Raw genomic sequence first — 22,273 nt, 5'->3', positions numbered from 1 at the left:
ACGATGCTCCGGACGGTCAACCGTGCGGCACTGGGGCTCGTGGGGCTCGTCCTGGTCGTCGTCGGCGGCGCGGTGCTGGCCGTGGGCCTGGGCGCCTCCCCGCCCTCCTGGTGGATCCACGACGGCCCGCACGACGTCCTGCTCAGCACCGCCGAACGCACCGGCCGGCGGGACGAGCCCTGGTGGTGGCCGGCCGTCTTCGCCGTCCTCACGCTGCTCGTCCTGCTCGCCCTGTGGTGGCTGGTCGTGAACCTGCGCCGGCACCGGCTCCACGAGGTCCTCGTCGACACCGGCGACGGCGCGGGAGCCCTGCTCCGAGGCCGGGCCCTGGAAGGCGTACTGACCGCCGACGCGGCCCGCCTGGACGGCGTGGCGCACGCCCACACCCACCTGACGGGCCGCAGGCACGCCCCCGAGGCTCATGTGCGGCTCGTGCTGGAACCCCATGTGGACCCGGCGGACGCCCTCACCCATCTGACGACCGAGTCCCTGGTCCACGCGCGGGACTCGGCGGCCCTGACGTCCCTCCCGGCGAAGGTCCGCCTGCGGACGGCCCGGCACCGCGCGGAAAGGGTGAGTTGACGGCGGTCGGGGCCGCCCGTGCCGGCGGCGGGACCGTCAGAACCCGTGCCGCATCCCGCCGTCGACGGGCAGCATGATCCCGGTCAGATAGGAGGCGGCCGGCGACAGGAGGAAGGCCGCCGTGCGGCCGAACTCCTCCGGCGTCCCGTACCGCCGCAACGGGATCCGCGCCTCGTTCGCGGCCCGGGTGGCCTCCGGATCGGCCGACAGCCCGTCCAGCTCGCGCACACGGTCGGTGTCGATCCGCGCCGGCAGCACCCCCACGACGCGGATCCCCCGCGGCCCCAGCTCGTCCGCGAGCGACTTCGCGAAGCCGGCGAGTCCGGGCCGCAGCCCGTTCGAGATCATCAGCCCCGGAATCGGCTCGTGCACCGACCCGGACAGCACGAACCCGATGACACCCCCGGCCTCCAGCTCGCCCGCCGCCGCCCGCGCGAGCCGCACCGCGCCCAGGAACACCGACTCGAACGCCGACTGCCACTGCTCGTCGGTGTTGTCGGCGACGAACCCCGGCGGCGGCCCGCCGACGCTGACGAGGATGCCGTCGAACCCGCCGAAGTGCTCGCGCGCGGCCGTGATCAGCCGCGCGGGCGCCTCGGGGTCGGAGTTGTCCACGGCGACCCCGACGGCGTTCGGCCCCAGTTCCTTCGCCGCCTCGGCGGCACGCTGCGCGTCCCGTCCGGTGACGACCACCTTCGCGCCGTCCGCGACGAGCTCGCGCGCGGCGGCGTTGCCGAGACCGCGCGTGGCCCCGGTGACGACGTACACCCGGTCTTTCAGTCCAAGATCCATGGCTCCTATCCTGCCTGCTCGCCGTCGAACAGGGTGAGGGCGGTGTTGACCAGGCCGATGTGGCTGAACGCCTGGGGGAAGTTGCCGAGGTGGCGGCCGGTCAGCGGGTCGTACTCCTCCGCCAGCAGACCCACGTCGTTGGTGAGCCCGCACAGCCGCTCGAACAGCTCGTGGGCCTCCTTGGTGCGGCCCGTCATGTGCAGCGCGTCGGCGAGCCAGAACGAGCACGCCAGGAAGGTGCCCTCGCCGCCCGGCAGGCCGTCGACCATCATGCCGTCGGTGCTGTAGCGGCGTACCAGACCGCCGTGGCCGAGCTCTGCGCGGACCGCGTCGACGGTGCCGACCACGCGCGGGTCGTCGGGCGGCAGGAAGCCGACGCGGGGGATCAGCAGCAAGGAGGCGTCCAGCTCGCGCGAGCCGTAGTACTGGGTGAAGGTGTTCCGCTCCGGGTCGTAGCCCTTCTCGCACACCTCGCGGTGCACCTCGTCGCGGAGCGCCCGCCACTTCTCCAGGTCGCCGTGCAGCTTGGGGTACCGCTCCACGGCGCGGACGGCCCGGTCGGCGGCCACCCACACCATCACCTTGGAGTGCACGAACTGGCGGCGGCCGCCGCGCACCTCCCACAGCCCCTCGTCGGGCTGGCGCCAGTGCTCGCTCAGCCACTTCATCAGCGCGCACTGCAACGACCACATGTGCGGCCTGGGGGACAGGCCGGCGGTGCGGGCCAGCGACAGCGAGTCCATGACCTCGCCGTAGACGTCCAGTTGCAGCTGGTTCACGGCGCCGTTGCCGATGCGCACCGGTGTGGAGCCCAGGTAGCCGGGGAGCCAGGGCAGTTCGCACTCGGGCAGCCGCCGCTCACCCGCAAGCCCGTACATGATCTGAAGGTCCGCCGGGTCGCCCGCGACGGCGCGCAGCAGCCAGTTGCGCCAGGCCTCGGCCTCCTCCTGGTAGCCGGCCGCCAGCAGCGCGCCCAGGGTGAGGGTGGAGTCCCGCAGCCAGCAGTAGCGGTAGTCCCAGTTGCGGATGCCGCCGATCTCCTCGGGCAGGGAGGTGGTGAGCGCGGCGACGATGCCGCCGGTCGGCACGTAGGTGAGGGCCTTCAGGGTGATCAGGGAGCGCAGGACGGCGTCCCGGTGGGGTCCGTGGTAGCAGCAGCGGGCCGACCACGCCTGCCAGTCCTCGACGCTGGCCCGCAGCGCCTCGTACGGGTCGACGAGCGGTGGACGCGGGTGGTGCGAGGGGTGCCAGGTCAGCACGAACGCGACCGACTCGCCCGCGGCGACGGTGAACTCCGCGTGCGTGCCGAAGTCCTCGCCCCAGGTGCGCACGGCCGGCTCGCTGCGGAACCAGACCGCGTCCGGTCCGGCGATCGCCACGCGGTGCCCGTCGACCCGGCGCATCCAGGGCACGACCCAGCCGTAGTCGAAGCGCAGCCGCAGTGTGCTGCGGACGGTGACCCGGCCGCGCAGGCCCTCCACGACGCGTACGACGTCCGGGGCCCGGTCGCGCTGTGGCATCAGGTCGGTGACGCGGATCGCGCCCTCGTCCGTCTCCCACTCGGTGTCCAGGACGAGGGTGCCGGGGCGGTAGGCGCGGTGCGTGCAGGGGCCGCGGACGTCCTTGGGCGCGATGCGCCAGTGGCCGTTGTCCTCGCCGCCGAGGAGACGCGCGAAGCAGGCGGCGGAGTCGAAGCGGGGCAGGCACAGCCAGTCGATGGAGCCGTCCTTGCCGACCAGGGCGGCGGTCTGTTCGTCGCCGATGAGGGCGTAGTCCTCGATACGGGGATGCACGGGGTGCGGGTTCCCGGCGGAAGGGGGGAGCAATCAGGGCTGCGGCCGGGGGAGTGAGGCGTGGCCCACCGTGCCGTCGGCGCCCGAGAAGATCACGCCGGGGTTCGCGGGGGACTGGTTGAGCACCCACAGCCCGATCAGCGTCGCCAGGGTGAAGACGACGGCGATCAGGACGGCCAGCACCAGCCGTCGCCGGCGTTCCCTGCGCAGCCATTCGCCCCGTGCCGTGCGATAGGCGTCGGGGGCCGCCCGCACCCCGTCGGCCAGCGCCTCCAGGGCTTCGCGCAGCTCCCGCTCCGTGCGGTCGTGACCGGTGTCGTTCATCGCCGGGCCTCCATCGCCTGGGTCAGGGCGGCAAGGCCGCGTGAGGTGTGGGTCTTGACGGAGCCGCAGGAGATGCCCATCGCGGCGGCGATCTCGCTCTCCTTCAGTCCGAGCCAGTGTCGCAGCACCAGCGCCTCCCGCTGTCGCGCGGGCAACTGCTGGAGGGCGTCGATCAGGACCCGCTGGTCGTCGCGGAGCAGCGCGGTGTTCTCGGCGGAGGCGACGGTCTCGTCCGGGAGTTCGGGCGGGTTCTCGACGTGCTTGCGGGCGACCTGGAGGTGGCGTATCCGCATCCGGGTCAGGTTGCAGACGGTGGAGCGCAGATACGCCTCCGCCGCCTCGACGTCCCGCAGCCGCCGCCACTTGCGGTAGATCTGGTAGTAGGCCTCGGCCACCACGTTCTCCGGGTCGTCGGCGCCGAGCAGTACGGCGAGCCGCAGCATCGAGGAGTAGTGCAGCTCGAAGAGCCGGGCGAGACCGGCCTCGCGCTCCAGTTCGGCCGGGTCGACCGCCGTGGGGGCGAGCGGCTCGGCCGGCCCGGCGAGCGACGGCTCCGGCTCCGGCACGGGAAGGAGGTGTCTGCGTCTCACGGGTTGTTCGCTCCCGTCTCGGGGCGTCGCCTGACGGTCAGGCGGGACGGCAGGTCGGTGGTGTCGGCGCCGCGCGGGACGCCGAGGCGTTCGAGGGCGGCGGTGCCGGCCACCGCGACGGCCACGTTGAGCAGCAGCGCCGCCAGCCCGGCGTAGATCTCCAGTGGTCCGAAACCGAGGGTCACGATGGACGAGAAGCCCTCGCGGACGACCATGAGGGTGCCGGCCAGCATGCCCGTGGCCCACCCCGCGAGCAGGGCCCTCGGGTGCAGCCGGGCGGTGAACAGCCCGACGGCCACGGCCGGGAAGATCTGCAGGATCCACACGCCGCCGAGCAGTTGGAGATTGACGGCATCCTGGTCGCGCAGCCCGAACACGAACGCCACCGCGCCCACCTTCGCGGTGAGCGACACGGCCTTCGCGATGCGCACCTGCCGCTTGGGCGTGGCCGTCGGATGGACGTACTCGACGTACACGTTCCGCACGAAGCTCGTCGCCGCGGCGATCGACATGACGGCGGCCGGGACCAGCGCGCCCACGGTGATCGCGGCGAACACCAGCCCGGCCAGCGGCGCCGGCATCAGCCGGTCGACCAGCATCGGCACGGCGGCCTCGGCGCCGCCCCGGGGGGCCCGCACCCCCGTCGCGAGGGCCGCGATCCCGAGGAAGCCGAAGAGGGCGAGCAGGCCCGTCCAGGCGGGCAGCGCCACGGAGACCTTGCGCAAGGTGCGCGCCCCGTCGGCGGCGAAGGCGGCGGTGAGCACGTGCGGGTACATCAGCAGAGCCAGTGCGGAGCCGAGGGCGAGCGTGGCGTACGCGGGTTGCTGCGCGGGGGAGAGCAGCAGCGGGGAGTGGGCGAGGTCCGTCCCGCCGAGCCGCCGGGCCGCGCCCTCGAAGACCGGGCCGGGGCCGCCGAGCCGTTCGAGGACCAGCCAGCACACGGCGGTGAGCGAGACGAACACCGCCACCGCCTTCAGCGCGGAGATCACCGTGGGCGCGCGCAGCCCGTGCCGGTAGGTGGCCACCGCGAGCCCCGCGAACAGCGCCACCATCACCAGGTCCCCGGCCGGGCCGCGCGGAGAGACACCGCCGGCGGTCAGCACCGCCTGTATGCCGAGCAGTTGCAGGGCCAGGTACGGCATGGTCGCCAGAATCCCGGTCAGCGCGACCACCAGGGCCAGCGGCGGCGACCCGTACCGTCCGCGCACGAAGTCGGCGGCGGTCACGTAGCCGTGCCGGCGGGCCACGCTCCACAGGCGGCTCAGCAGGACGAAGGCGAGCGGGCAGATGATCACCGTGTACGGCACCGCGAAGAACGCGGGCGCGCCGTTGCCGTACGCCAGTCCCGGTACGGCGGTGAAGGTGTACGCGGTGAAGATGGTGCCGCCGAGCAGCAGCCAGGTCCACGCCGGGCCCAGGCTGCGGTCGGCCAGCGCCCAGCCCTCGAGGGAGGGGAGCCGGTCGCTGGGGCGCAGGCGCCGGGCGGTGACGGCGAACAGCGACGCCGCGCCGATCACGGCGAGGAATGTCGCGATCATGGCTCCGTCGGCCATGGGTCACCGTCCTTGGTGTTCCTGTGCCCTCGACCGTTGGTTGCGCGAGTGGCCGGTTCGGTTGACGGGAACCGGCGGGAAATCTTCTGGAAATTCGCTGTCAACCGGTTCCGGCGGGCGGGCAACTCTTGCACAGACCGACAGCGGGCGGGAGCCCGGAGGAGCCCACGGGCGTCGCCACCGCTGATCCGCACGGTTGGGGATACCGAACACCCCTTTTCACCCGCGCAGTCCGAGCGAGGAGCCGCCATGCCTGCGTCCACCCTGTCCGAAAACGGCCGTCCTGTGCCGGAAAAGTCGCGTATATCACTCAGGTCGATCCTGCTGTGGACCGCCGTCGCCCTGCTCGGCGCCCTCGCCTGGGGCGTCCTGGCGCTGGTCCGGGGCGAGGAGGTCTCCGCTGTCTGGCTGGTCCTGGCCGCGCTCGGCTCGTATGCCATCGCCTACCGGTTCTACTCGCGCTTCATCGCCCGGCGGGTGCTGAAGCCGGACGACCGCCGCGCCACCCCGGCCGAACGGCTGGAGGACGGCGTCGACTTCCAGCCCACCGACCGCCGGGTGCTGCTCGGCCACCACTTCGCCGCGATCGCGGGCGCCGGACCGCTGGTCGGTCCGGTCCTCGCCGCCCAGATGGGATACCTGCCCAGCACGCTGTGGATAGTCGCCGGCGTGATCTTCGCCGGGGCCGTGCAGGACATGGTGGTGCTGTTCCTGTCGATGCGCCGGGACGGCACGTCACTGGGACAGATGGCCCGTGACGAGATCGGCCGGGCGGGCGGAGCCGCGGCCCTGATCGCCGTGTTCGCCATCATGATCATCCTGCTGGGCGTGCTCGCGCTGGTCGTGGTCAACGCGCTGGCCCACTCCCCGTGGGGCACCTTCTCCGTCGCGATGACCATCCCGATCGCCCTGTTCATGGGCTTCTGGCTGCACCGCATCCGCCCGGGCCGGGTCGTCGAGACCAGTCTCATCGGGGTGGCGCTGCTGCTGCTCGCGATCATCGGCGGCAGCTGGGTGCAGAACTCCTCGTGGGCCGACACCTTCACCCTGAGCCCGACGACCCTCGTCTTCTGCCTGATCGGCTACGGCTTCGTCGCCTCGGTCCTGCCCGTGTGGATGCTGCTCGCGCCGCGCGACTACCTCTCCACCTTCATGAAGATCGGCACCATCGCGCTGCTCGCGGTCGGTGTGGTCGTGGCCGCGCCCGTGCTCAGGGCGGACGCGGTGAGCGACTTCGCCACCTCGGGCGCCGGGCCCGTCTTCGCGGGCGCGCTCTTCCCCTTCCTCTTCATCACCATCGCCTGCGGCGCCCTGTCCGGCTTCCACGCCCTGGTCTCCTCCGGGACCACCCCGAAGCTGATCCAGAAGGAGTCCCAGGTCCGGATGATCGGCTACGGCGCCATGCTGATGGAGTCGTTCGTCGCGATCATGGCGCTGATCGCCGCGGCGACCCTGGAGCCCGGCCTGTACTACGCGATGAACGCCCCCGCCGGACTGCTCGGTACGACGGCCGAGTCCGCGTCCCAGGCGGTGGCCGGCCTCGGCTTCACCATCAGCCCCGACCAGCTCACCCAGGCCGCCAAGGCGGTCGAGGAACAGACCCTGATCGCCCGCTCCGGCGGCGCGCCGACCCTGGCCGTCGGCATGTCGGAGATCTTCTCCGGGGTCTTCGGCGGCACCGCGATGAAGGCCTTCTGGTATCACTTCGCCATCATGTTCGAGGCGTTGTTCATCCTGACCACGGTGGACGCGGGCACCCGGGTCGGCCGCTTCATGCTCCAGGACATGCTCGGCAACGTGTGGAAGCCCGTCGGCCGGGTCAACTGGAAGCCCGGCATCTGGCTGTGCAGCGCCCTCGTCGTCGCCGCCTGGGGCTACTTCCTCTACATCGGCGCCACCGACCCCCTCGGCGGAATCAACCAGCTCTTCCCGCTCTTCGGCATCGCCAACCAACTCCTCGCCGCGATCGCCCTGGCCGTCTGCACCACCGTCCTGATCAAGTCCGGACGGCTGCGCTGGGCCTGGGTCACGGGCGTCCCGCTGGCCTGGGTGGTGGCGGTGACCTTCACCGCCGGCTGGCAGAAGATCTTCTCCGACAACCCCAAGATCGGCTTCTTCGCCCAGCGCGCCCGGTACGCCGACGCCATCGACGCCGGCCAGGTCCTGCCGCCCGCCAAGTCCCTCGACGACATGCACACGGTGGTCACCAACTCCACGGTCGACGGCGTCCTGATCGCCCTGTTCCTGCTGCTCGTCGCCGTGGTGCTGGTGAACGCGGCGGTGGTGTGCGTCCGGGCCGTCCGCGCGCCGGGCACGCTGCCCACGTCCGAGGCGCCGTACGTCGAGTCCCGCATCGACACACCGTCGCAGCCGGCCGCCGAGCCGCTCGCGGGGGTCCAGTCGTGAGGGGTCCCCGCTGGGCGGGGGCCGTGCGCTGGGCGCGGGCGGTGCGCTGGTACCTGCGCGAGCTGACCGGGGAGTCGGCGTACGACCGCCACTGCGAGCGGCACCGGCGCCACCACCCGCTCGCCCCGATCCCGACCCGCCGCGAGTACCAGGTGCTGCGCGCGCGGCACGGCGAGGAGCACGCGCAGAGCCGCTGCTGCTGACCGAGCCGCGACCACCCGTGCCGCGGGGGCGGCACGGGTGGTCGCGGGCGTGGCACGGACGGGTGAGGGTGGACCCGTGGAGGTGTCCTGCTACACCGTCGCCGGTTCGGCCGGCTCCGTCTCCTGCCGTGCCGCCTGCGCCCGGTCGCGCCGCTCGCGGCGGGCCAGGATCACCCATCCCACGGGCACGCAGGCGGAGAACAGCCACCACTGGATGGCGTACGCGTAGTTCAGCGCGGCATCCTCGTCGCCGGGCCTGCCGATCAGCTCGGGGCTGTCGCCCTTGGGCTCGGGGGCCGTCTGCGCGATGTAGCCGCCCAGCACCCGGGCGCCGAGGCGCTCGGCCTCCTGCTCGCTGTTGATGAGCATGACCTGCCGGTCCGGCAGTCCCTTGAGGTTCTTGATGCCGCTGGCGGCGGTCGTCTCGTCGGGCATCAGCCGCCCGGTGACGGTGATCTCGCCTGCGGGCGGCGCGGGGACCTCGGGGAACGCGGTCTGGCTCGGGCCGTCGGCGGGGATCCAGCCGCGGTTGACCAGCAGCACCTTGCCGTCCGTCAGGACGAACGGGGTGAGGACGTGGAACCCGACCTCCTCGTCGGCGTTGACACGCCGCCTGACGACGACTTCCCGGTCGGTGTCGAAGTGGCCCGTGGCGGTCACGCTGCGGTACCGCTCGTCGGTGGTGACGGTGTGTCCCGGGGAGGTCAGCCTCTCCACCGGCACCGGTGCGGCGGTGAGCGCCTCGGAGACCAGCTGGTTGCGGGCGCTGCGCTCCTCGTAGCGGTGCATCTGCCAGAAGCCCAGCCTGATCATCGTGGGGATGAGGAGGAGGGCGACCAGCGTGAGGATCACCCACTGCCGGGACAACAGGAAGCGGTACACCCCACGACGGTACCTCTCGGGCCGTGGGGTGCCTCCGGCAGGGTGCGGTCAGACGCGGTCGATGATGCCCACCTTCCCCTCCGCCCGCGCGCAGTGGGCGCCGCAGTACCAGTGGCCCTCGACCTCGACGCCCTGGCCGATGATCTGCACGCGACAGTGCTCGCAGATGGGGGCCATGCGGTGGATCGCGCAGGAGAAGCAGTCGAAGACGTGCACCGCGCCCTGCGCGTGCACCTCGAAGGTCATTCCGTAGTCGTTGCCACAAACTTCGCATCTCGCCATGGGCCACAGGGTGAGTGGTCGCCGTGGCGCGGGCGAGCTGGTGACGGGCGAGTCGCGCGGCAATCACCCGTACGTACGGGTCACCGGTCCGCGGGCGTCGAGTCCCCCGCCGCGGGCGGCTCCGCGTCCCCCGCCGCGGGCTCCACGTCCCGCAGCAGCTGCCCGAAGGCGGCTTCGTCGACGACCGGCGTCCCGAACTGCCGCGCCTTGACCACCTTCGACGTGCCCGAGTCGGGGTCATTGGTCACCAGCAGGCTGGTCAGCCGTGACAGGCTCGTCGCCACATGCAGCCCCGCCTCGGTCGCGCGGTCCTCCAGCAGCTCGCGCTCGACCGACGTGTCACCCGAGAAGGCCACCCGCATGCCCTGCTTGAGCCTTTTGCCCTCTTCGTACCGTCCGGGGTTGGGATAGGGACACGCGGGCCTTTTCCGGGACGGGCGCCAACTGCCGGGCCGGTAGCTGCCGTACCCGCCGGAACCGCCTGGCTGCTGCCCGATCCGGGGAGCGGGCCGGTCCTGCCACTCCGTCAGCGGACGGCACTCGTGCAGCGGCAGCCGTACGCCGCCCGCCGCCGCCGCTCGCAGGCTCGGCCGGAACGCCTCCGCCAGCACGCGTGCGTCGTCGAGCGCGTGGTGCGCGCGCCGCTGGACGACGCCGAAGTGGGCGGCCAGCGACTCCAGCTTGTGGTTGGGCAGCGGCAGGCCCAGCTCCTTGGAGAGCGCGATGGTGCACAGCCGCTGCCTCACCGGGGCCTCGCGCTCCGCGCGCGCGTACTCCCGCGCGATCATCTGCCAGTCGAAGACCGCGTTGTGCGCCACGAGCACCCGGTCCGCGAGCCGGGCCGCCAACTCCTCGGCGACCTCGCGGAACAGGGGGGCGCCCTCCAGGGTGTCGCTCGTCAGACCGTGTATCCACACCGGGCCCGGGTCGCGCTCCGGGTTGACCAGCGTGTACCAGTGGTCCTCGACCTCACCGCGCGCGTCCAGCCGGTAGACGGCGGCGGAGATGATCCGGTCGTCACGGGCCAGGCCGGTGGTCTCCACGTCAACGACCGCGTACCCCTGGGGATACGCGGCCGGCCACTCCATGGGGGAGGACACGGTGGGCATGCGGTCTTCGAGCATGGTCCCTGAGGATACGGGCCGCCACTGACACTCCGTACCCGCCTCCCGGTAGCGCGCCGGGCGCGGCCACACGCGCGTGCGAGACGAAGACGGACGGAAGGTGCCCGGGGGGTACGGCAGTTCGGGCGCGGCCCGGAGCCGGCGCGGGGTGCGGAGCCGGCGCGGGACGCGGGGCGGGCGGCAGCGGCACCGCGGCGGCCGGTCCGTACCGGCGGGCCGTCAGCCCAGCGCCGCCACCAGGTCCCCGGCCGCCAGCGGCGTCAGACCGCAGCCGTCGACCGGGCCGGGCAGCAGCCGGTACACCTCCCCGGAGGCCCGCTCCGGTGCCACGCCGCCGTGCACCAGCGCGAGCAACACGCGTTTCTCGGCGGCGGCTTCGGCGGCCAGCCCGTCGGCGCGGGCACCGTCGCCGTCCGGCCGCTCGCGCCGCTCGGGCACGTCCAGCGCACGTACGCGTGCCGCGAACGCCGTGTCGGCCTCGCCGTCCCGCCGGACGTAGTGCCACAGCTGGTCGCCGGCGCCCGGCCGCGGCGCGCGCCGTACCACCGCGACCTCGTCCGTGCGGGCGGCGGCGTGCCACACCGCCAGGTCCCACAGCGTCGTACGGCCGGAGGCGAAGTACTGGTGCAGGTCCCGGCCGGCCCGGCCCAGGTCGGCGGCGTGCCGGTGCACGTCGTGGTAGCCCTCGGCGGCCGACAGGTGCAGGTCCGTCCACAGGAACGTGCGGTGGCGCAGGTCCACCACGAGCGGGACGTGGATTCGGGAGTCGCCGACCAGGTCGTAGCGCTGGCGCACGGTGCGCGGGTCGTACGACGCGTCCCGTGCCTCCTCGGCGGCCGAGGGGAGCGTCATGAAGCCCGCGAAGGCGTCCAGGAGCCGCTCGAAGGGGATGTCGTTGAAGCTGAAGACGACGGGCAGCGCGTACCGCACGCCGAGGTCGCCGAGCGAGGTGAGGTCAAGGTCGACGTACTCGGTCGCACCGTGCGGCGCGGGGGCCGACGTCAGGTCGCCGGAGTGCACCGCCCACCGGTCGCCGTACACGAGGTTGGTGTAGTCGCAGAGGTCGACGAACTCCCAGTTCTCGTCGTACAGCGCCACCGACAGGTCGAGGTCGACGCGGGTCTTCGCGGGCTCCGTCCAGTGCAGGAACAGACGCATGACCTCGCCGTCGGGCAGCGGTTGCGTGCTGCCGCGCGCCACGGTGACCAGGGTCTTGGTGTCGGCGCGCTCGGTGGCCGGCACCGCGAGGCCGGTGAGCGCCGAGTCCAGCACGGCCAGCTCCACGCGCGGCGCGGCGGCCAGCCGGCGCACCGCCTCCGCCTCCAGCAGCGCGCACACCTCGCGTGTCACCGCAGGCGACAGCGGGCCGCGGGTGTCGTCGAGGGTGTACGCGTGCGTGACCTGGCCGCGCGGGAAGAAGACCCGCCGCCCGGACGGCAGATGGCGGACCCGCAGCCGCCCGAGCGCGGCCAGCAGCGGCGCCGGGCCCGCCTGGGGCAGCGCGCGTCGCAGCACGTCCGCGAAGCCCTCGGGCAGCACGTCGAGTTCGCGCAACCGCAGCAGGTGGTCGAGGCGGCGCAGCAGCTCACCGGGGCGCCGGGCCAGCAGCGCGAGGGCGCCCTCGGCGTCCTTCTCGGCCAGCGCCTGCTCGACGCGGGCACTCCAGGTGACGGCACGCAGCCGGGAGCCGTCGACGCGTACGGCGTCGGGGTGGGCGGCGGCGATCCGCAGCAGGGCCTCGCCGAGCGCCGCCCCCGCGGTGCCCGTGCCGTCGTCGGCGGCCCGCGCGAGGTCCGTCCCGCGCAGCACCGCGAACGCCGTCGCGGCCTTCGGATGGCGGGCGAACTGCTCGTACGGATGCAGGACCTCCGCGGCCCGCTTCCACGGGACCGGGTGCCGCAGCACGTCCTCCACCAGCGACGGCGCGGGCAGCCCGTCGAGCACGGCGAGCAGCCGGCGGCGCAGCGCGCGCGGCAGCGACCGCATCCGCGGCGGCTCGATCAGATCGCCCTCGCCCCCGGACCACACGCACAGCAGCCGCAGCACGTCCGTCGCGGTCGTGAGGTGCCGGTCGATCAACTCCAGGGCGTCCGCGCGCCGTTCGCGCACGCGCAGCATCCGCCCCAGCACCAGCGCCTTCGTCTCCCGCACCGGGATGTCCCGCGGGAACCACTCCACCCCCGCCGGCGCGTGGGCCAGCAGCACCGCCAGGTCCTCCCGGTCCCGCGGCGGCAGCGGCGTACGCCGGGCCAGCAGCGTCCGCAGCGCCGTCACGGCGTCGGCGCGCACGTCCCGCCCGAGCGCGAGCAGCTTCAGCGGACCCACGGACACCTCGCGCGCGTGCCGTGGACGCGCCGGCTTCAGGAACGGCTCGTCGGGGTCGACCCGGCGGTGGCAGAGGGGGCAGCCCGAGTAGTCGGCGCCGTCCCAGCACTCCCGGCACACCAGATGCGCGCACGGCGACACGGGGTGCACGCTGCCGACCGTGCCGCACAGCACGCACGGCTGCTTCGGCCACTGCAACAGCAGCGTGAAGACACGGTCGATCCACAGCTGGAACGTGTCGTCGGGCACCGAGGCCGGGAAGCTGCGGAACAGCGGCATGTGTGTGCGGTCGGCGCCCAGTTCGGCGTCGATGTGCGCGATCACCTGGCGCCCCGCGTCGGCCAGTCCGGCCGGGCCCAGCCACGCCAGCGCCGCCCGCAACTGCGCGTTCGGTGCGAACCCCCGGTCCAGCAGCTCCGCTTCGAGCGCGACGAGCCCCTCGTCCGTCGGCGGGTCGCCCGGCCGTGGCCCGGCCTGGTCGACGTAGACGGTACGGAGACGGCGGAGCAGCACGGACGCGAGTACGGACAAGCGGAATCCCCCGGAACGCATGGAAGAGCCCCGAAGTCGTCGGGGCGGGAGGTCAGTCGAGAGGCCGGTCGAAACGGGGGCGGAGAGTGGGCGCGCTACGGGATTCGTAGGAGTGAAGAAGGAAGCACGCGGCGGAGCCGCCCCCGTGACCACGACTGTAGGACGGGGCGGAAAGGGCCCGCCACCGATTATTCGCGCCGTGGGTACGGCGCCCGCGACCGTCGGCGGCGCGAGCGCGCGGCCCCGGCCGTCACCAGCGGTGGCGCTCTTGGCCGAGATCGCCAAGAAGCAAGCGCGTACCGTCGGTAATACTTGTCGGTAACAACGTCTAGCCGCAGCCCACCAGCGGTTCTACGGTGCCCCCATGCCGAACCTGCCCGATGTCGTGCTGTGGTCGATACCCGCCTTCGTACTGCTCACCGTGGTCGAGATGATCAGCGTCCGCCTCCATCCCGACGAGGACGCGGCCGGTTACGAGGCCAAGGACGCGGCCACGAGCATCGGCATGGGACTCGGAAGCCTCGGCTTCGACTTCCTCTGGAAGATCCCGATCGTCGCGATCTACACCGCCCTCTACGAACTGACCCCGCTGCGGGTCCCCGTCCTGTGGTGGACGATCCCGCTGATGCTGCTCGCGCAGGACTTCTTCTACTACTGGTCCCACCGCGGCCACCACGTCATCCGCATCCTGTGGGCCTGCCACGTCGTCCACCACTCCAGCGAGAAGTTCAACCTCACCACCGCGCTGCGCCAGCCCTGGACGTCCCTGACCGTCTGGCCCTTCTACGTCCCGCTCGTCGCCGCCGGCGTCCACCCGGCCGCGCTCGCCTTCTGCTCCTCGGCGAACCTCGTCTACCAGTTCTGGATCCACACCGAGCGCATCGACAAGATGCCCCGCTGGTTCGAGTTCGTGTTCAACACGCCCTCCCACCACCGCGTCCACCACGCCTCCCAGGGCGGCTACCTGGACCGCAACTTCGGCGGCATCCTCATCGTCTGGGACCGGCTCTTCGGGTCGTTCGTGCCGGAGGTGGAGCGGCCCGTCTACGGGTTGACGAAGAACATCAACACGTTCAACCCGATCAAGGTGGCCACCCATGAGTACGTCGCCATCGCCAAGGACCTCAGGGCGGCGCGCAGTTGGCGCGAGCGGGCGGGACGCGTGTTCGGCGGGCCGGGCTGGCAGCCGGCTCCCGCCACCACGACCGCCTCCGTGACCACGACCGCGCCCGCCACCACGACCGCGCCCGTCACCACGACCGCGCCCGTCACCACGACCGCCCCCGCCACCACGACCGCCCCCGCCACCACCCCGGACCCGGCCTCCGGGCCGGTCGAGGAGACCACGTCCGCGTGACCCGCTCCCGTCTCCTCCTCGCCGCCTTCGCCGTCGCCACCGCCGCGGATCTGGTCAGCCTCGCGGTCGGCTTCCCGCCCGGCCACCTCGTCGCCAAGCCCCTGCTGATGCCGCTCCTGGCCGCCTGGGCCGCCGTAAGCGGCGCACCCCGGCTCCTCGTCGCCGCCCTCCTGTGCGGCTGGGGCGGCGACACCCTGCTCCTCTTCGACGCCGACCCCGCCTTCCTCGCCGGCATGGCCTCGTTCGCGGCCGGCCACGTCTGCTATCTCGCCCTCTTCCACGGACGCGGACACGGCCTCCCACGCGCGCGTGCCGACCTCCTCGCCCCCTGCTACACCACCGCCCTGATCACCACCGTCGTCCTGCTGTGGCCGGACCTCCCGGCGGACCTCCGGGTCCCCGTCGCCTGCTACAGCACACTGCTCACGGCCATGGCGTACACCGCCGCCACCCGGCTCGGCCTCGTCGCCGGGCTGGGCGGCGCACTGTTCCTGCTCTCCGACACCCTCATCGCGACCGGCGTCGCCGACTGGCCGCAACTCCCGCGCCCCGACTTCTGGATCATGCTCACGTACGTCGCCGCGCAGTTCCTGCTGACCCGTGGCGCCCTGGACGCGCGGCTCGCGCCGACGGCGCACGGTGAGGTGCCCGCGACCACCCCCTGAGCGCACCCGGGCGGATCGCTGGAGCGGCGGAGCAGCGGAGCCGAGAAGCCCGAGCCCGGTGTGCCGGCCCCGCCCGCCAGGGGCGTGCCCATCCACTTCTCAGCGAGCCTTCTCAGCCCGCCGGATCCGTTTCCCAGCGCGCCGGATCCGCCCCCCACGGGCCCGGCGGCCTCGCCCAGTCGCCCGGCCCGCCGTCGAAGGACACCGGCGGCAGGGCGTACCGCAGCCGTCCGACACGGCTGCCCGTCGCGTCGGTCGCGTCGGTCGCGCTGGTCTCGCCGAGCCAGGCCTCCGGGCGGTCGTACGCGGCGCCGACCTCACCCTCATCCTCGTCCGCGTCCCGCCGCGCCCCCGCCGTCAGCCAGGCCGCCGTCCGCGCCAACGCCACGCGGACGAGCCGGCCGTAGCCCTCCGTCGACTGCTCGGTGAGCGCGCGCAGGACCGCCGCCGCCAGGAGGTAGCCCGTGCCGTGGTCCAGCGCCTGGGCCGGCAGCGCGCCGGGCCGCTCGGCTGTCCCCTCGATCGCCGCGATACCGGTCGCGGTCTGGACGAGGCTGTCGAAGCCGCGCCGTCCGCCCCACGGCCCGTAGGCCCCCCAGGCGGACAGCTGCGCCACGACCAGCCCGGGTCGGCGTTCGGCTAGTGCCCCGGGCGAGAGGCCGAACCGGTCCAGGGCGCCGGGTCGGTAGCCGGTGACGACGACGTCCGCCGAGGCGAGCAGCTCCTCGAACGCCCGCCGGTCGCCGGCGAGGTCCAGGGTCGCCGACCGCTTCCCGAAGCCCGTGTCGGTGTGCTGGTCCGGGAGTTCGGGCAGGTGGGGGGCGTCCACCCGCAGGACGTCCGCGCCCAGCAGGGCGAGGGTGCGGGTGGCGACCGGGCCGGCGATGACCCGCGTCAGGTCCAGCACGCGCAGTCCGGCGGCGGGCAGCAGGAGAGTGCCGTCCAGAGGCGGGAGCGCACGCGCGCGTGCCGTGTCCAGCCGCTCGGTCTCGACGAGCCGCCGCCGGGCAAGCTCCGCAGCCTGCTCGTGCGCGGCCCACTCCTCGGGCGTGCGCAGCGCCACGGCCAGGCCCCCGGCGGCGTACACCGCCTCCTCGACCTCCACGGCGGAGCGTTCGGCGAGTGCCGCCTCGACGGCGGCCGGGTCGTCCGGCAGGCCCGGGCCCAGTGCCCGCAGCAACCGCGTGCGGTGGTGCGGGTAGTTGGCGTGGGTGCGCACCCACCCGTCGGCCGTCCGCCAGAACCGCGACAGCGGCGCGAAGGCGACCGGCGCCCTGCCGTCCACCAGCAGATGACGTTCACTCACGAACGCGGTGGCCACCGCCCCGTCGTCCACCCGGACCCGGGGCACCTGCGCGAGCCCGGCCCGCCGCGCCCCCAGCTCCGCACCGGCCAGCGCGCACGCGCCGATGCAGGCCCGCGCCAGCTCCCGTACCGGGAGCCGTGCCGCGAGGGCGCCCTCTCGCACGACGGTCGACACGCGCGTGAGGAGCGCGGGATCGCCGCCCAGTTCCGACCAGGCGAACGCGATGTCAGTCATGACTGCACTATGCAGTATTGATCCAGTCAATAGATGGATCCCCGTGCCCGCACGGACATGGATCCCCCTGCCCGCACCGGACATCCCACGCCCCCACCGAACGGGAACAGGGGAAACAGAACGACGAAGGGGCCGGACGGATCCCCGTCCGGCCCCGTGGAGCCTCGCCTACTTCACCGCGCGCAACGCGTTCACGACACCGAAGCCGAAGAACCCGTTGACCCGCTTGCCGCCCACGCACGTGGCGTCCACCACGCCGTCACCGTTGCCGTCGTACGGCTCGGTCGGGCAACCCGGGTTGTCCGCCTGCGCCTTGAGCAGCGCCTGGAGCGCCGCCGGGGACGCGTACGGGTGGGTCGACTTCAGCAGCGCGGCCACACCGGCGACGTGCGGGGACGCCATCGAGGTGCCCTGAAGGAAGCCGTACGCGTTGTTCGGCATCGTCGACAGGATGCGGCCGTTGGCCGACGGGGTCTCCGGGATCTGGTACCGGTCGCCGCCCGGCGCCGCCACGTCGGTGACGCCCAGGCCGTAGCTGGAGTAGTACGACTTGGTGCCCTTGACGCCCGTCGCGCTCACCGTGACCACGCCCGGCAGCTGGGTCGGCACGTCGAGGCACACGTGCGGGTCGACCGTCCGGGTCACCGGCGTGGAGTCGTCGGGGCTGCTGGTGTCGACGATCTCGTCCGCGTCCAGGTCGTGGTTGGAGTTGCCCGCCGAGGCGATGTTGAGCGTGCCCTTCTTCTGGGCGTACAGCTGGGCCCTGTTGACCGCGTCGACAATGGCCTTCTGGTCGGGGTCGTCCATGCAGTTGTACAGCCACGGGTCGACGTAGTAGCTGTTGTTCGTGATCTCGACACCGTGGTCGGCGGCGAACACGAAGGCGCAGACGACGTTCTCCGGGTAGAAGAGGCCGTCCTTGGGGTCGCTCACCTTGATGCTGGACACCTTCGCCCCGGGCGCGACACCGGCCACGCCGATGCCGTTGCGGGCCGCCGCGATCTCACCGGCGACGTGCGTGCCGTGGTAGTCCTGCTCGGTGTACGGACGCCAGGCGCCCTCGGAGGTGTCCGCGACGCCGCCGACGCAGTTGGCCGACTGGGACGCCGAGAAGTTCGGCGCGAGGTCCGGGTGGGTGTCGTCGACGCCGGTGTCGATCACGGCGACCGTCACCTTCTTGCTGCCCGGGTTGATCTCCGCGGCCTTGTCGGCGCCGATCGCGCGCAGGTCCCACTGGTCGGCCTCGAGCGGCTCGCTCTCGCCCGCAGCGGCCGAGGCGCTCGCGGTCCTCGCGGCGTCCGCCTTCGACAGGAGCTGCACCGCTCCCTCATCGGTGGTCCCCGCGAGGGTCAGCGGCGCGGTCCGCGTGGCGCCCGCCGACTGCACTCCGCGCACCGCGCGTATCGTCGGGCCGAAGTCGGGGTTCGCCGAGTGCGCGACGAGCACGCCGATCTTCTCGTACGCCACGGTGACGGTGCCGCCGGCCGCGGCGATCGCCTTCTTCACCGACTCGATCGTGCGGTGGTCCACCTTCGTGTTGACGACGTACGCCAGGGTCCCGGCGTCGGCCGTCTGCGTGGCGGAGGTCGTGACCGGGGCCGCCGAGGCCGCCACCGGCAGGAAGCCGAGGGAGGCGGTCAGCGAGAGCACGACGGGCACCGCGAGGGCGAGGCGGCGTCTGGAAGGCAGATGAGCCATGGGGTCTCCACATCATCCGGAATCGAGACCGGCCCAGGACACGGTCGCGCCTGGGCAGGTACATGACGGGTGGTGCAGGCCTGAAGCTATCTTCCTGACTCGCCGGCCAGCAATGACCTACGGCGATGACTTCCGAAGAACCCGATCGAGAAGTACCCGATCGAGTTGAACCGGTCCACGCGCGCCGCCGTGACCTTGTGCAGGGAGCCCGAGGACGATCGAGCCCCCCGCACACCCGCCATCCGCAATGCGAGGAGACTCCGTGGCCACCGAGACACCGCCCCCCTCGAAAACCTCAGCCCAACTCCCCTCCACCGAGGAGTTCGTCGCGGTGCAGGAGAGTGCGGAGTTCGCCGAGCTGCGCCGCTCCTACCGCAGTTTCGCCTTCCCGTTGACCGTGGCCTTCATCGCCTGGTACCTGCTGTACGTCCTGCTGTCCAACTACGCGGGCGACTTCATGGGCACCAAGCTGTTCGGCAACATCAACGTCGCCTTCGTCCTCGGCGTAGCCCAGTTCGTCACCACGTTCCTCATCGCCTGGTGGTACTCGCGGCACGCCGCCGCGAAGCTCGACCCCAAGGCCGATGCCATCAAGTCCCGGATGGAGGGCGGCGCATGAGCCCCGCGATCACTTTGGCAGCCGGCGAGGCCGGCGAGCACCGGCCACTGATCATCAGTCTGTTCGCGGTGTTCGTCGTCGCGACACTCGTCATCACCGTCTGGGCGGGCCGCCAGACCAAGGACGCCGCCGACTTCTACGCGGGCGGCCGCCAGTTCAGCGCCTTCCAGAACGGACTCGCGGTCTCCGGCGACTACATGTCGGCCGCGTCGTTCCTCGGCATCGCCGGCGCGATCGCCCTCTTCGGCTACGACGGCTTCCTGTACTCCATCGGCTTCCTCGTCGCCTGGCTGGTGGCGCTGCTCCTGGTGGCCGAGCCGCTCAGGAACTCCGGCCGCTACACCATGGGCGACGTCCTGGCGTACCGCATGCGCCAGCGCCCGGTCCGTACGGCGGCGGGCACGTCCACCATCGTCGTGTCGATCTTCTACCTGCTGGCCCAGATGGCGGGCGCCGGCGTCCTCGTCTCCCTGCTGCTCGGCATCACCTCCGACGCCGGCAAGATCGCCATCGTCGCCCTCGTCGGCCTCCTGATGATCGTCTACGTCTCCATCGGCGGCATGAAGGGCACCACCTGGGTCCAGATGGTCAAGGCCGTGCTCCTCATCGGCGGCACCCTCCTGATCACCTTCCTGGTGCTGCTGAAGTTCAACTTCAACATCTCCGACCTGCTCGGCTCGGCCGCCGAGAACAGCGGCAAGGGCGCCGCCTTCCTGGAGCCCGGCCTCCAGTACGGCGCGACCGGCACCTCCAAGCTGGACTTCATGTCCCTGGGCATCGCCCTGGTGCTCGGCACGGCCGGCCTGCCGCACATCCTGATCCGCTTCTACACGGTCCCCAACGCCAAGGCCGCCCGGAAGTCCGTGAACTGGGCGATCGGCATCATCGGCGGCTTCTACCTGATGACCATCGCGCTCGGCTTCGGCGCCGCGGCCCTGATCTCCCAGGACGAGATCATCGCCTCCAACCCGTCCGGCAACACGGCCGCGCCCCTGCTCGCCCTCCACCTGGGCGGCGTCGACTCGACCTGGGGCGCGATCCTGCTCGCCACGATCTCGGCGGTGGCCTTCGCCACGATCCTCGCCGTCGTCGCCGGCCTCACCCTCGCCTCGTCGTCGTCCTTCGCGCACGACATCTACGCCAACGTCATCCGCAAGGGGAAGGCCACCGGCGCGGAGGAGGTCCGCGCCGCCCGCTGGGCGACCGTCTTCATCGGCATCGTCTCCATCGGCCTGGGCGCCCTCGCCCGCGACCTCAACGTGGCCGGCCTGGTCGCCCTGGCCTTCGCGGTCGCCGCGTCCGCGAACCTGCCGACCATCCTCTACAGCCTGTTCTGGAAGCGGTTCACCACCCAGGGCGCCCTGTGGTCGATCTACGGCGGTCTGATCGTGGCGGTCGGCCTGGTGCTCTTCTCGCCCGTGGTCTCCGGCGACCCCAAGGCGATGTTCCCCGACGTGGACTTCGCCTGGTTCCCGCTGAAGAACCCCGGCATCATCTCCATCCCGTTCGGCTTCCTGATGGGCTGGCTCGGCACCGTCCTGTCCAAGGAGGAACCGGACACCGGCAAGTACGCGGAGCTCGAGGTCCGGTCCCTGACCGGCACCGGCGCCCACTGAGGGACGTCCCCGGAGCGGCCGCGTCGTAGGGACCTACGACGCGGCCGCGTCTTACGTCGTGGGATCGGCGGCTGTCGTTGTCGGTGCCGTCGCGTACGCTCGCAGGTGACGGAACACATGCGATCCGCTACGAGGGAGGGGGCCCACGTGCTCATCGACACCTACGGCCGAGTGGCCACCGACCTGAGGGTCTCGCTGACCGACCGGTGCAACCTGCGGTGCACGTACTGCATGCCCGAGGAGGGCCTGCAGTGGCTGGCCAAGCCCGACCTCCTCACGGACGACGAGATCGTCCGCCTGATCGACATCGCGGTCCGCACGCTCGGCATCGAGGAGGTCCGCTTCACCGGCGGCGAGCCCCTGCTGCGCCCCGGCCTCGTCGGCATCGTCGAGCGCGTCGCGGCCCTCACCCCGCGCCCCCGGATGTCCCTGACGACCAACGGCATCGGCCTGAGGCGCACGGCGACCGCCCTGAAGGCCGCGGGCCTGGACCGGGTCAACGTCTCCCTCGACACGCTCCGCCCGGACGTCTTCAAGACCCTCACCCGCCGCGACCGCCACAAGGACGTCCTCGAAGGCCTCCAGGCCGCCCGCGAGGCCGGCCTGACCCCGGTGAAGGTGAACTGCGTCCTGATGCCGGACCTGAACGACGACGAGGCCCCCGACCTGCTGGCCTGGGCAGTCGAGCACGAGTACGAGCTGCGCTTCATCGAGCAGATGCCCCTCGACGCCCAGCACGGCTGGAAACGCGAGGGCATGGTCACCGCCGGGGACATCCTGGCCGCCCTGCGCACCCGCTTCGACCTGACCCCCGAGGGCGACGAGGCACGCGGCTCGGCCCCGGCCGAGCGCTGGCTGGTGGACGGCGGACCCCACCGCGTCGGCGTCATCGCCTCCGTCACCCGCCCCTTCTGCGCGGCCTGCGACCGCACCCGCCTCACGGCCGACGGCCAGATCCGCACCTGCCTCTTCGCCCGCGAGGAGACGGACCTGCGAGCGGCCCTGCGCTCCGGCGCCCCCGACGAGGAGATAGCCCGCATCTGGCGCCTGGCCATGTGGGGCAAGAAGGCCGGCGCGGGCCTGGACGACCCGTCCTTCGTGCAGCCGGACAGGCCGATGTCGGCGATCGGCGGCTAGGGCCCCTCGGTCGCTTCCCAGTCCTCGAACTTCACCACGTCCTTGAGGAAACCCCGGACACCGAGGAACTGGGACAGGTGCTCGCGGTGCTCTTCACACGCCAGCCACGTCTTCCGCCGCTCCGGCGTGTGGATCTTCGGGTTGTTCCACGCCAGCACCCACACGGCACCGGCACGGCAGCCCTTGGCAGAGCAGATCGCGTCACTCACAGGTTCGTCTCACAGGTGGGAAAACAAGGCGACGCCGAGCAGCCA

20 protein-coding genes are annotated in these 22,273 nt (G+C 72.4%); 8 read left to right on the top strand and 12 right to left on the bottom strand.

The annotated features are described in order from the left end of the window. Window positions 1-3: 3 nt before the first annotated feature. Entirely contained in the window at window positions 4-582 is a 579-nt protein-coding gene (gene amaP, locus ACF1A1_RS00260) for an alkaline shock response membrane anchor protein AmaP (protein WP_391645288.1), read from the top strand. A 36-nt stretch (window positions 583-618) separates the two neighbouring features. Here the strand turns inward: amaP and ACF1A1_RS00255 are convergent, their stop codons facing one another. Genes ACF1A1_RS00255 through ACF1A1_RS00235 form a run of 5 tightly spaced genes read right to left on the bottom strand, consistent with a single transcriptional unit; the run spans window position 619 to window position 5,634 of the window. Next, the gene (locus tag ACF1A1_RS00255) at window positions 619-1,374 is read right to left on the bottom strand and encodes an SDR family oxidoreductase (RefSeq protein ID WP_391643796.1); all 756 of its coding nucleotides are present in this window, start codon (window positions 1,372-1,374) and stop codon (window positions 619-621) included. Between the two features lie 5 nt (window positions 1,375-1,379). After that, the gene (locus ACF1A1_RS00250; RefSeq protein WP_391643794.1) at window positions 1,380-3,167 is read right to left on the bottom strand and encodes a glycoside hydrolase family 15 protein; all 1,788 of its coding nucleotides are present in this window, start codon (window positions 3,165-3,167) and stop codon (window positions 1,380-1,382) included. Between the two features lie 33 nt (window positions 3,168-3,200). Then, a complete protein-coding gene (locus ACF1A1_RS00245) occupies window positions 3,201-3,491 on the bottom strand; it encodes a hypothetical protein (protein ID WP_391643792.1) in 291 nt (96 codons plus the stop codon). Next, a complete protein-coding gene (locus tag ACF1A1_RS00240) occupies window positions 3,488-4,081 on the bottom strand; it encodes an RNA polymerase sigma factor (protein WP_391643790.1) in 594 nt (197 codons plus the stop codon). Before ACF1A1_RS00240 ends, ACF1A1_RS00245 begins: the two co-directional genes overlap by 4 nt. Then, window positions 4,078-5,634 (bottom strand): sodium:solute symporter, encoded by a 1,557-nt coding sequence (locus ACF1A1_RS00235; RefSeq protein ID WP_391643788.1) that lies wholly within the window; start codon window positions 5,632-5,634, stop codon window positions 4,078-4,080. The genes ACF1A1_RS00240 and ACF1A1_RS00235 overlap by 4 nt, the downstream gene beginning before the upstream one ends. A gap of 249 nt (window positions 5,635-5,883) precedes the next feature. Between ACF1A1_RS00235 and ACF1A1_RS00230 the strand changes: the two genes are divergently transcribed. Both ACF1A1_RS00230 and ACF1A1_RS00225 read left to right on the top strand, forming a co-directional pair. Then, window positions 5,884-8,040 carry a carbon starvation CstA family protein gene (locus ACF1A1_RS00230; RefSeq protein ID WP_391643786.1) on the top strand — a complete coding sequence of 719 codons (2,157 nt, stop codon included), beginning with the start codon at window positions 5,884-5,886 and terminating at the stop codon, window positions 8,038-8,040. After that, the gene (locus tag ACF1A1_RS00225; protein ID WP_391643784.1) at window positions 8,037-8,243 is read left to right on the top strand and encodes a CstA-like transporter-associated (seleno)protein; all 207 of its coding nucleotides are present in this window, start codon (window positions 8,037-8,039) and stop codon (window positions 8,241-8,243) included. Before ACF1A1_RS00230 ends, ACF1A1_RS00225 begins: the two co-directional genes overlap by 4 nt. Window positions 8,244-8,333: 90 nt before the next feature. On the opposite strand, the gene ACF1A1_RS00220 is transcribed toward ACF1A1_RS00225, so the two are convergent. From ACF1A1_RS00220 to ACF1A1_RS00205, 4 genes are all read right to left on the bottom strand, one after another. Continuing rightward, on the bottom strand, window positions 8,334-9,125 hold the full coding sequence (locus ACF1A1_RS00220) for an SURF1 family protein (RefSeq protein ID WP_391643782.1): 792 nt from the start codon (window positions 9,123-9,125) through the stop codon (window positions 8,334-8,336). A 48-nt stretch (window positions 9,126-9,173) separates the two neighbouring features. Then, the gene (locus tag ACF1A1_RS00215) at window positions 9,174-9,407 is read right to left on the bottom strand and encodes a hypothetical protein (protein ID WP_391643780.1); all 234 of its coding nucleotides are present in this window, start codon (window positions 9,405-9,407) and stop codon (window positions 9,174-9,176) included. An 80-nt stretch (window positions 9,408-9,487) separates the two neighbouring features. Further along, entirely contained in the window at window positions 9,488-10,531 is a 1,044-nt protein-coding gene (locus ACF1A1_RS00210; RefSeq protein WP_391643778.1) for a DEDDh family exonuclease, read from the bottom strand. Window positions 10,532-10,750: 219 nt separating this feature from the next. Further along, window positions 10,751-13,387: an MXAN_6230/SCO0854 family RING domain-containing protein gene (locus ACF1A1_RS00205; RefSeq protein WP_391643776.1), complete on the bottom strand. Its 2,637-nt coding sequence runs from the start codon at window positions 13,385-13,387 to the stop codon at window positions 10,751-10,753. A 364-nt stretch (window positions 13,388-13,751) separates the two neighbouring features. Here ACF1A1_RS00205 and ACF1A1_RS00200 point away from each other — a divergent pair, with 364 nt between their 5' ends. Further along, window positions 13,752-14,744 (top strand): sterol desaturase family protein, encoded by a 993-nt coding sequence (locus ACF1A1_RS00200; RefSeq protein WP_391643774.1) that lies wholly within the window; start codon window positions 13,752-13,754, stop codon window positions 14,742-14,744. Further along, window positions 14,741-15,409: a lysoplasmalogenase gene (locus tag ACF1A1_RS00195; protein WP_391643772.1), complete on the top strand. Its 669-nt coding sequence runs from the start codon at window positions 14,741-14,743 to the stop codon at window positions 15,407-15,409. The genes ACF1A1_RS00200 and ACF1A1_RS00195 overlap by 4 nt, the downstream gene beginning before the upstream one ends. Before the next feature lie 112 nt (window positions 15,410-15,521). Here the strand turns inward: ACF1A1_RS00195 and ACF1A1_RS00190 are convergent, their stop codons facing one another. Together ACF1A1_RS00190 and ACF1A1_RS00185 are read right to left on the bottom strand one after the other, a co-directional pair. Further along, complete coding sequence (locus tag ACF1A1_RS00190; RefSeq protein WP_391643770.1) at window positions 15,522-16,949, bottom strand: CoA transferase; 1,428 nt, start codon at window positions 16,947-16,949, stop codon at window positions 15,522-15,524. A 168-nt stretch (window positions 16,950-17,117) separates the two neighbouring features. After that, window positions 17,118-18,647: a S8 family serine peptidase gene (locus ACF1A1_RS00185; protein ID WP_391643768.1), complete on the bottom strand. Its 1,530-nt coding sequence runs from the start codon at window positions 18,645-18,647 to the stop codon at window positions 17,118-17,120. Between the two features lie 262 nt (window positions 18,648-18,909). Here ACF1A1_RS00185 and ACF1A1_RS00180 point away from each other — a divergent pair, with 262 nt between their 5' ends. The 3 genes from ACF1A1_RS00180 (at window position 18,910) to moaA (ending at window position 22,019) form a co-directional block, all read left to right on the top strand. Then, window positions 18,910-19,266 carry a DUF485 domain-containing protein gene (locus ACF1A1_RS00180; protein ID WP_391643766.1) on the top strand — a complete coding sequence of 119 codons (357 nt, stop codon included), beginning with the start codon at window positions 18,910-18,912 and terminating at the stop codon, window positions 19,264-19,266. Next, window positions 19,263-20,882 (top strand): cation acetate symporter, encoded by a 1,620-nt coding sequence (locus ACF1A1_RS00175; protein ID WP_391643764.1) that lies wholly within the window; start codon window positions 19,263-19,265, stop codon window positions 20,880-20,882. The genes ACF1A1_RS00180 and ACF1A1_RS00175 overlap by 4 nt, the downstream gene beginning before the upstream one ends. Before the next feature lie 147 nt (window positions 20,883-21,029). Continuing rightward, window positions 21,030-22,019 (top strand): GTP 3',8-cyclase MoaA, encoded by a 990-nt coding sequence (gene moaA / locus ACF1A1_RS00170; RefSeq protein ID WP_391643762.1) that lies wholly within the window; start codon window positions 21,030-21,032, stop codon window positions 22,017-22,019. On the opposite strand, the gene ACF1A1_RS00165 is transcribed toward moaA, so the two are convergent. Then, a complete protein-coding gene (locus ACF1A1_RS00165) occupies window positions 22,016-22,228 on the bottom strand; it encodes a hypothetical protein (protein WP_391643760.1) in 213 nt (70 codons plus the stop codon). The two genes, moaA and ACF1A1_RS00165, sit on opposite strands and share 4 nt — an antisense overlap. Window positions 22,229-22,273 lie beyond the last annotated feature (45 nt).

Origin of the sequence: Streptomyces sp. NPDC014995, assembly GCF_043080745.1 — a bacterium.
Lineage (GTDB): Bacteria > Actinomycetota > Actinomycetes > Streptomycetales > Streptomycetaceae > Streptomyces.
Note: the sequence above shows the minus strand (reverse complement) of the source record. Positions and strands in the feature narration are given on the sequence as shown.

What these genes read in the sequence shown, in the direction of transcription:
- ACF1A1_RS00255 (WP_391643796.1), bottom strand. Translation starts at nt 1,374, where the DNA reads ATGGATCTTGGACTGAAAGACCGGGTGTACGTCGTCACCGGGGCCACG.
- ACF1A1_RS00210 (WP_391643778.1), bottom strand. Translation starts at nt 10,531, where the DNA reads ATGCTCGAAGACCGCATGCCCACCGTGTCCTCCCCCATGGAGTGGCCG.
- ACF1A1_RS00200 (WP_391643774.1), top strand. Translation starts at nt 13,752, where the DNA reads ATGCCGAACCTGCCCGATGTCGTGCTGTGGTCGATACCCGCCTTCGTA.
- ACF1A1_RS00245 (WP_391643792.1), bottom strand. Translation starts at nt 3,491, where the DNA reads ATGAACGACACCGGTCACGACCGCACGGAGCGGGAGCTGCGCGAAGCC.
- ACF1A1_RS00190 (WP_391643770.1), bottom strand. Translation starts at nt 16,949, where the DNA reads ATGACTGACATCGCGTTCGCCTGGTCGGAACTGGGCGGCGATCCCGCG.
- ACF1A1_RS00215 (WP_391643780.1), bottom strand. Translation starts at nt 9,407, where the DNA reads ATGGCGAGATGCGAAGTTTGTGGCAACGACTACGGAATGACCTTCGAG.
- ACF1A1_RS00235 (WP_391643788.1), bottom strand. Translation starts at nt 5,634, where the DNA reads ATGGCCGACGGAGCCATGATCGCGACATTCCTCGCCGTGATCGGCGCG.
- ACF1A1_RS00175 (WP_391643764.1), top strand. Translation starts at nt 19,263, where the DNA reads ATGAGCCCCGCGATCACTTTGGCAGCCGGCGAGGCCGGCGAGCACCGG.
- amaP (WP_391645288.1), top strand. Translation starts at nt 4, where the DNA reads ATGCTCCGGACGGTCAACCGTGCGGCACTGGGGCTCGTGGGGCTCGTC.
- ACF1A1_RS00230 (WP_391643786.1), top strand. Translation starts at nt 5,884, where the DNA reads ATGCCTGCGTCCACCCTGTCCGAAAACGGCCGTCCTGTGCCGGAAAAG.
- ACF1A1_RS00185 (WP_391643768.1), bottom strand. Translation starts at nt 18,647, where the DNA reads ATGGCTCATCTGCCTTCCAGACGCCGCCTCGCCCTCGCGGTGCCCGTC.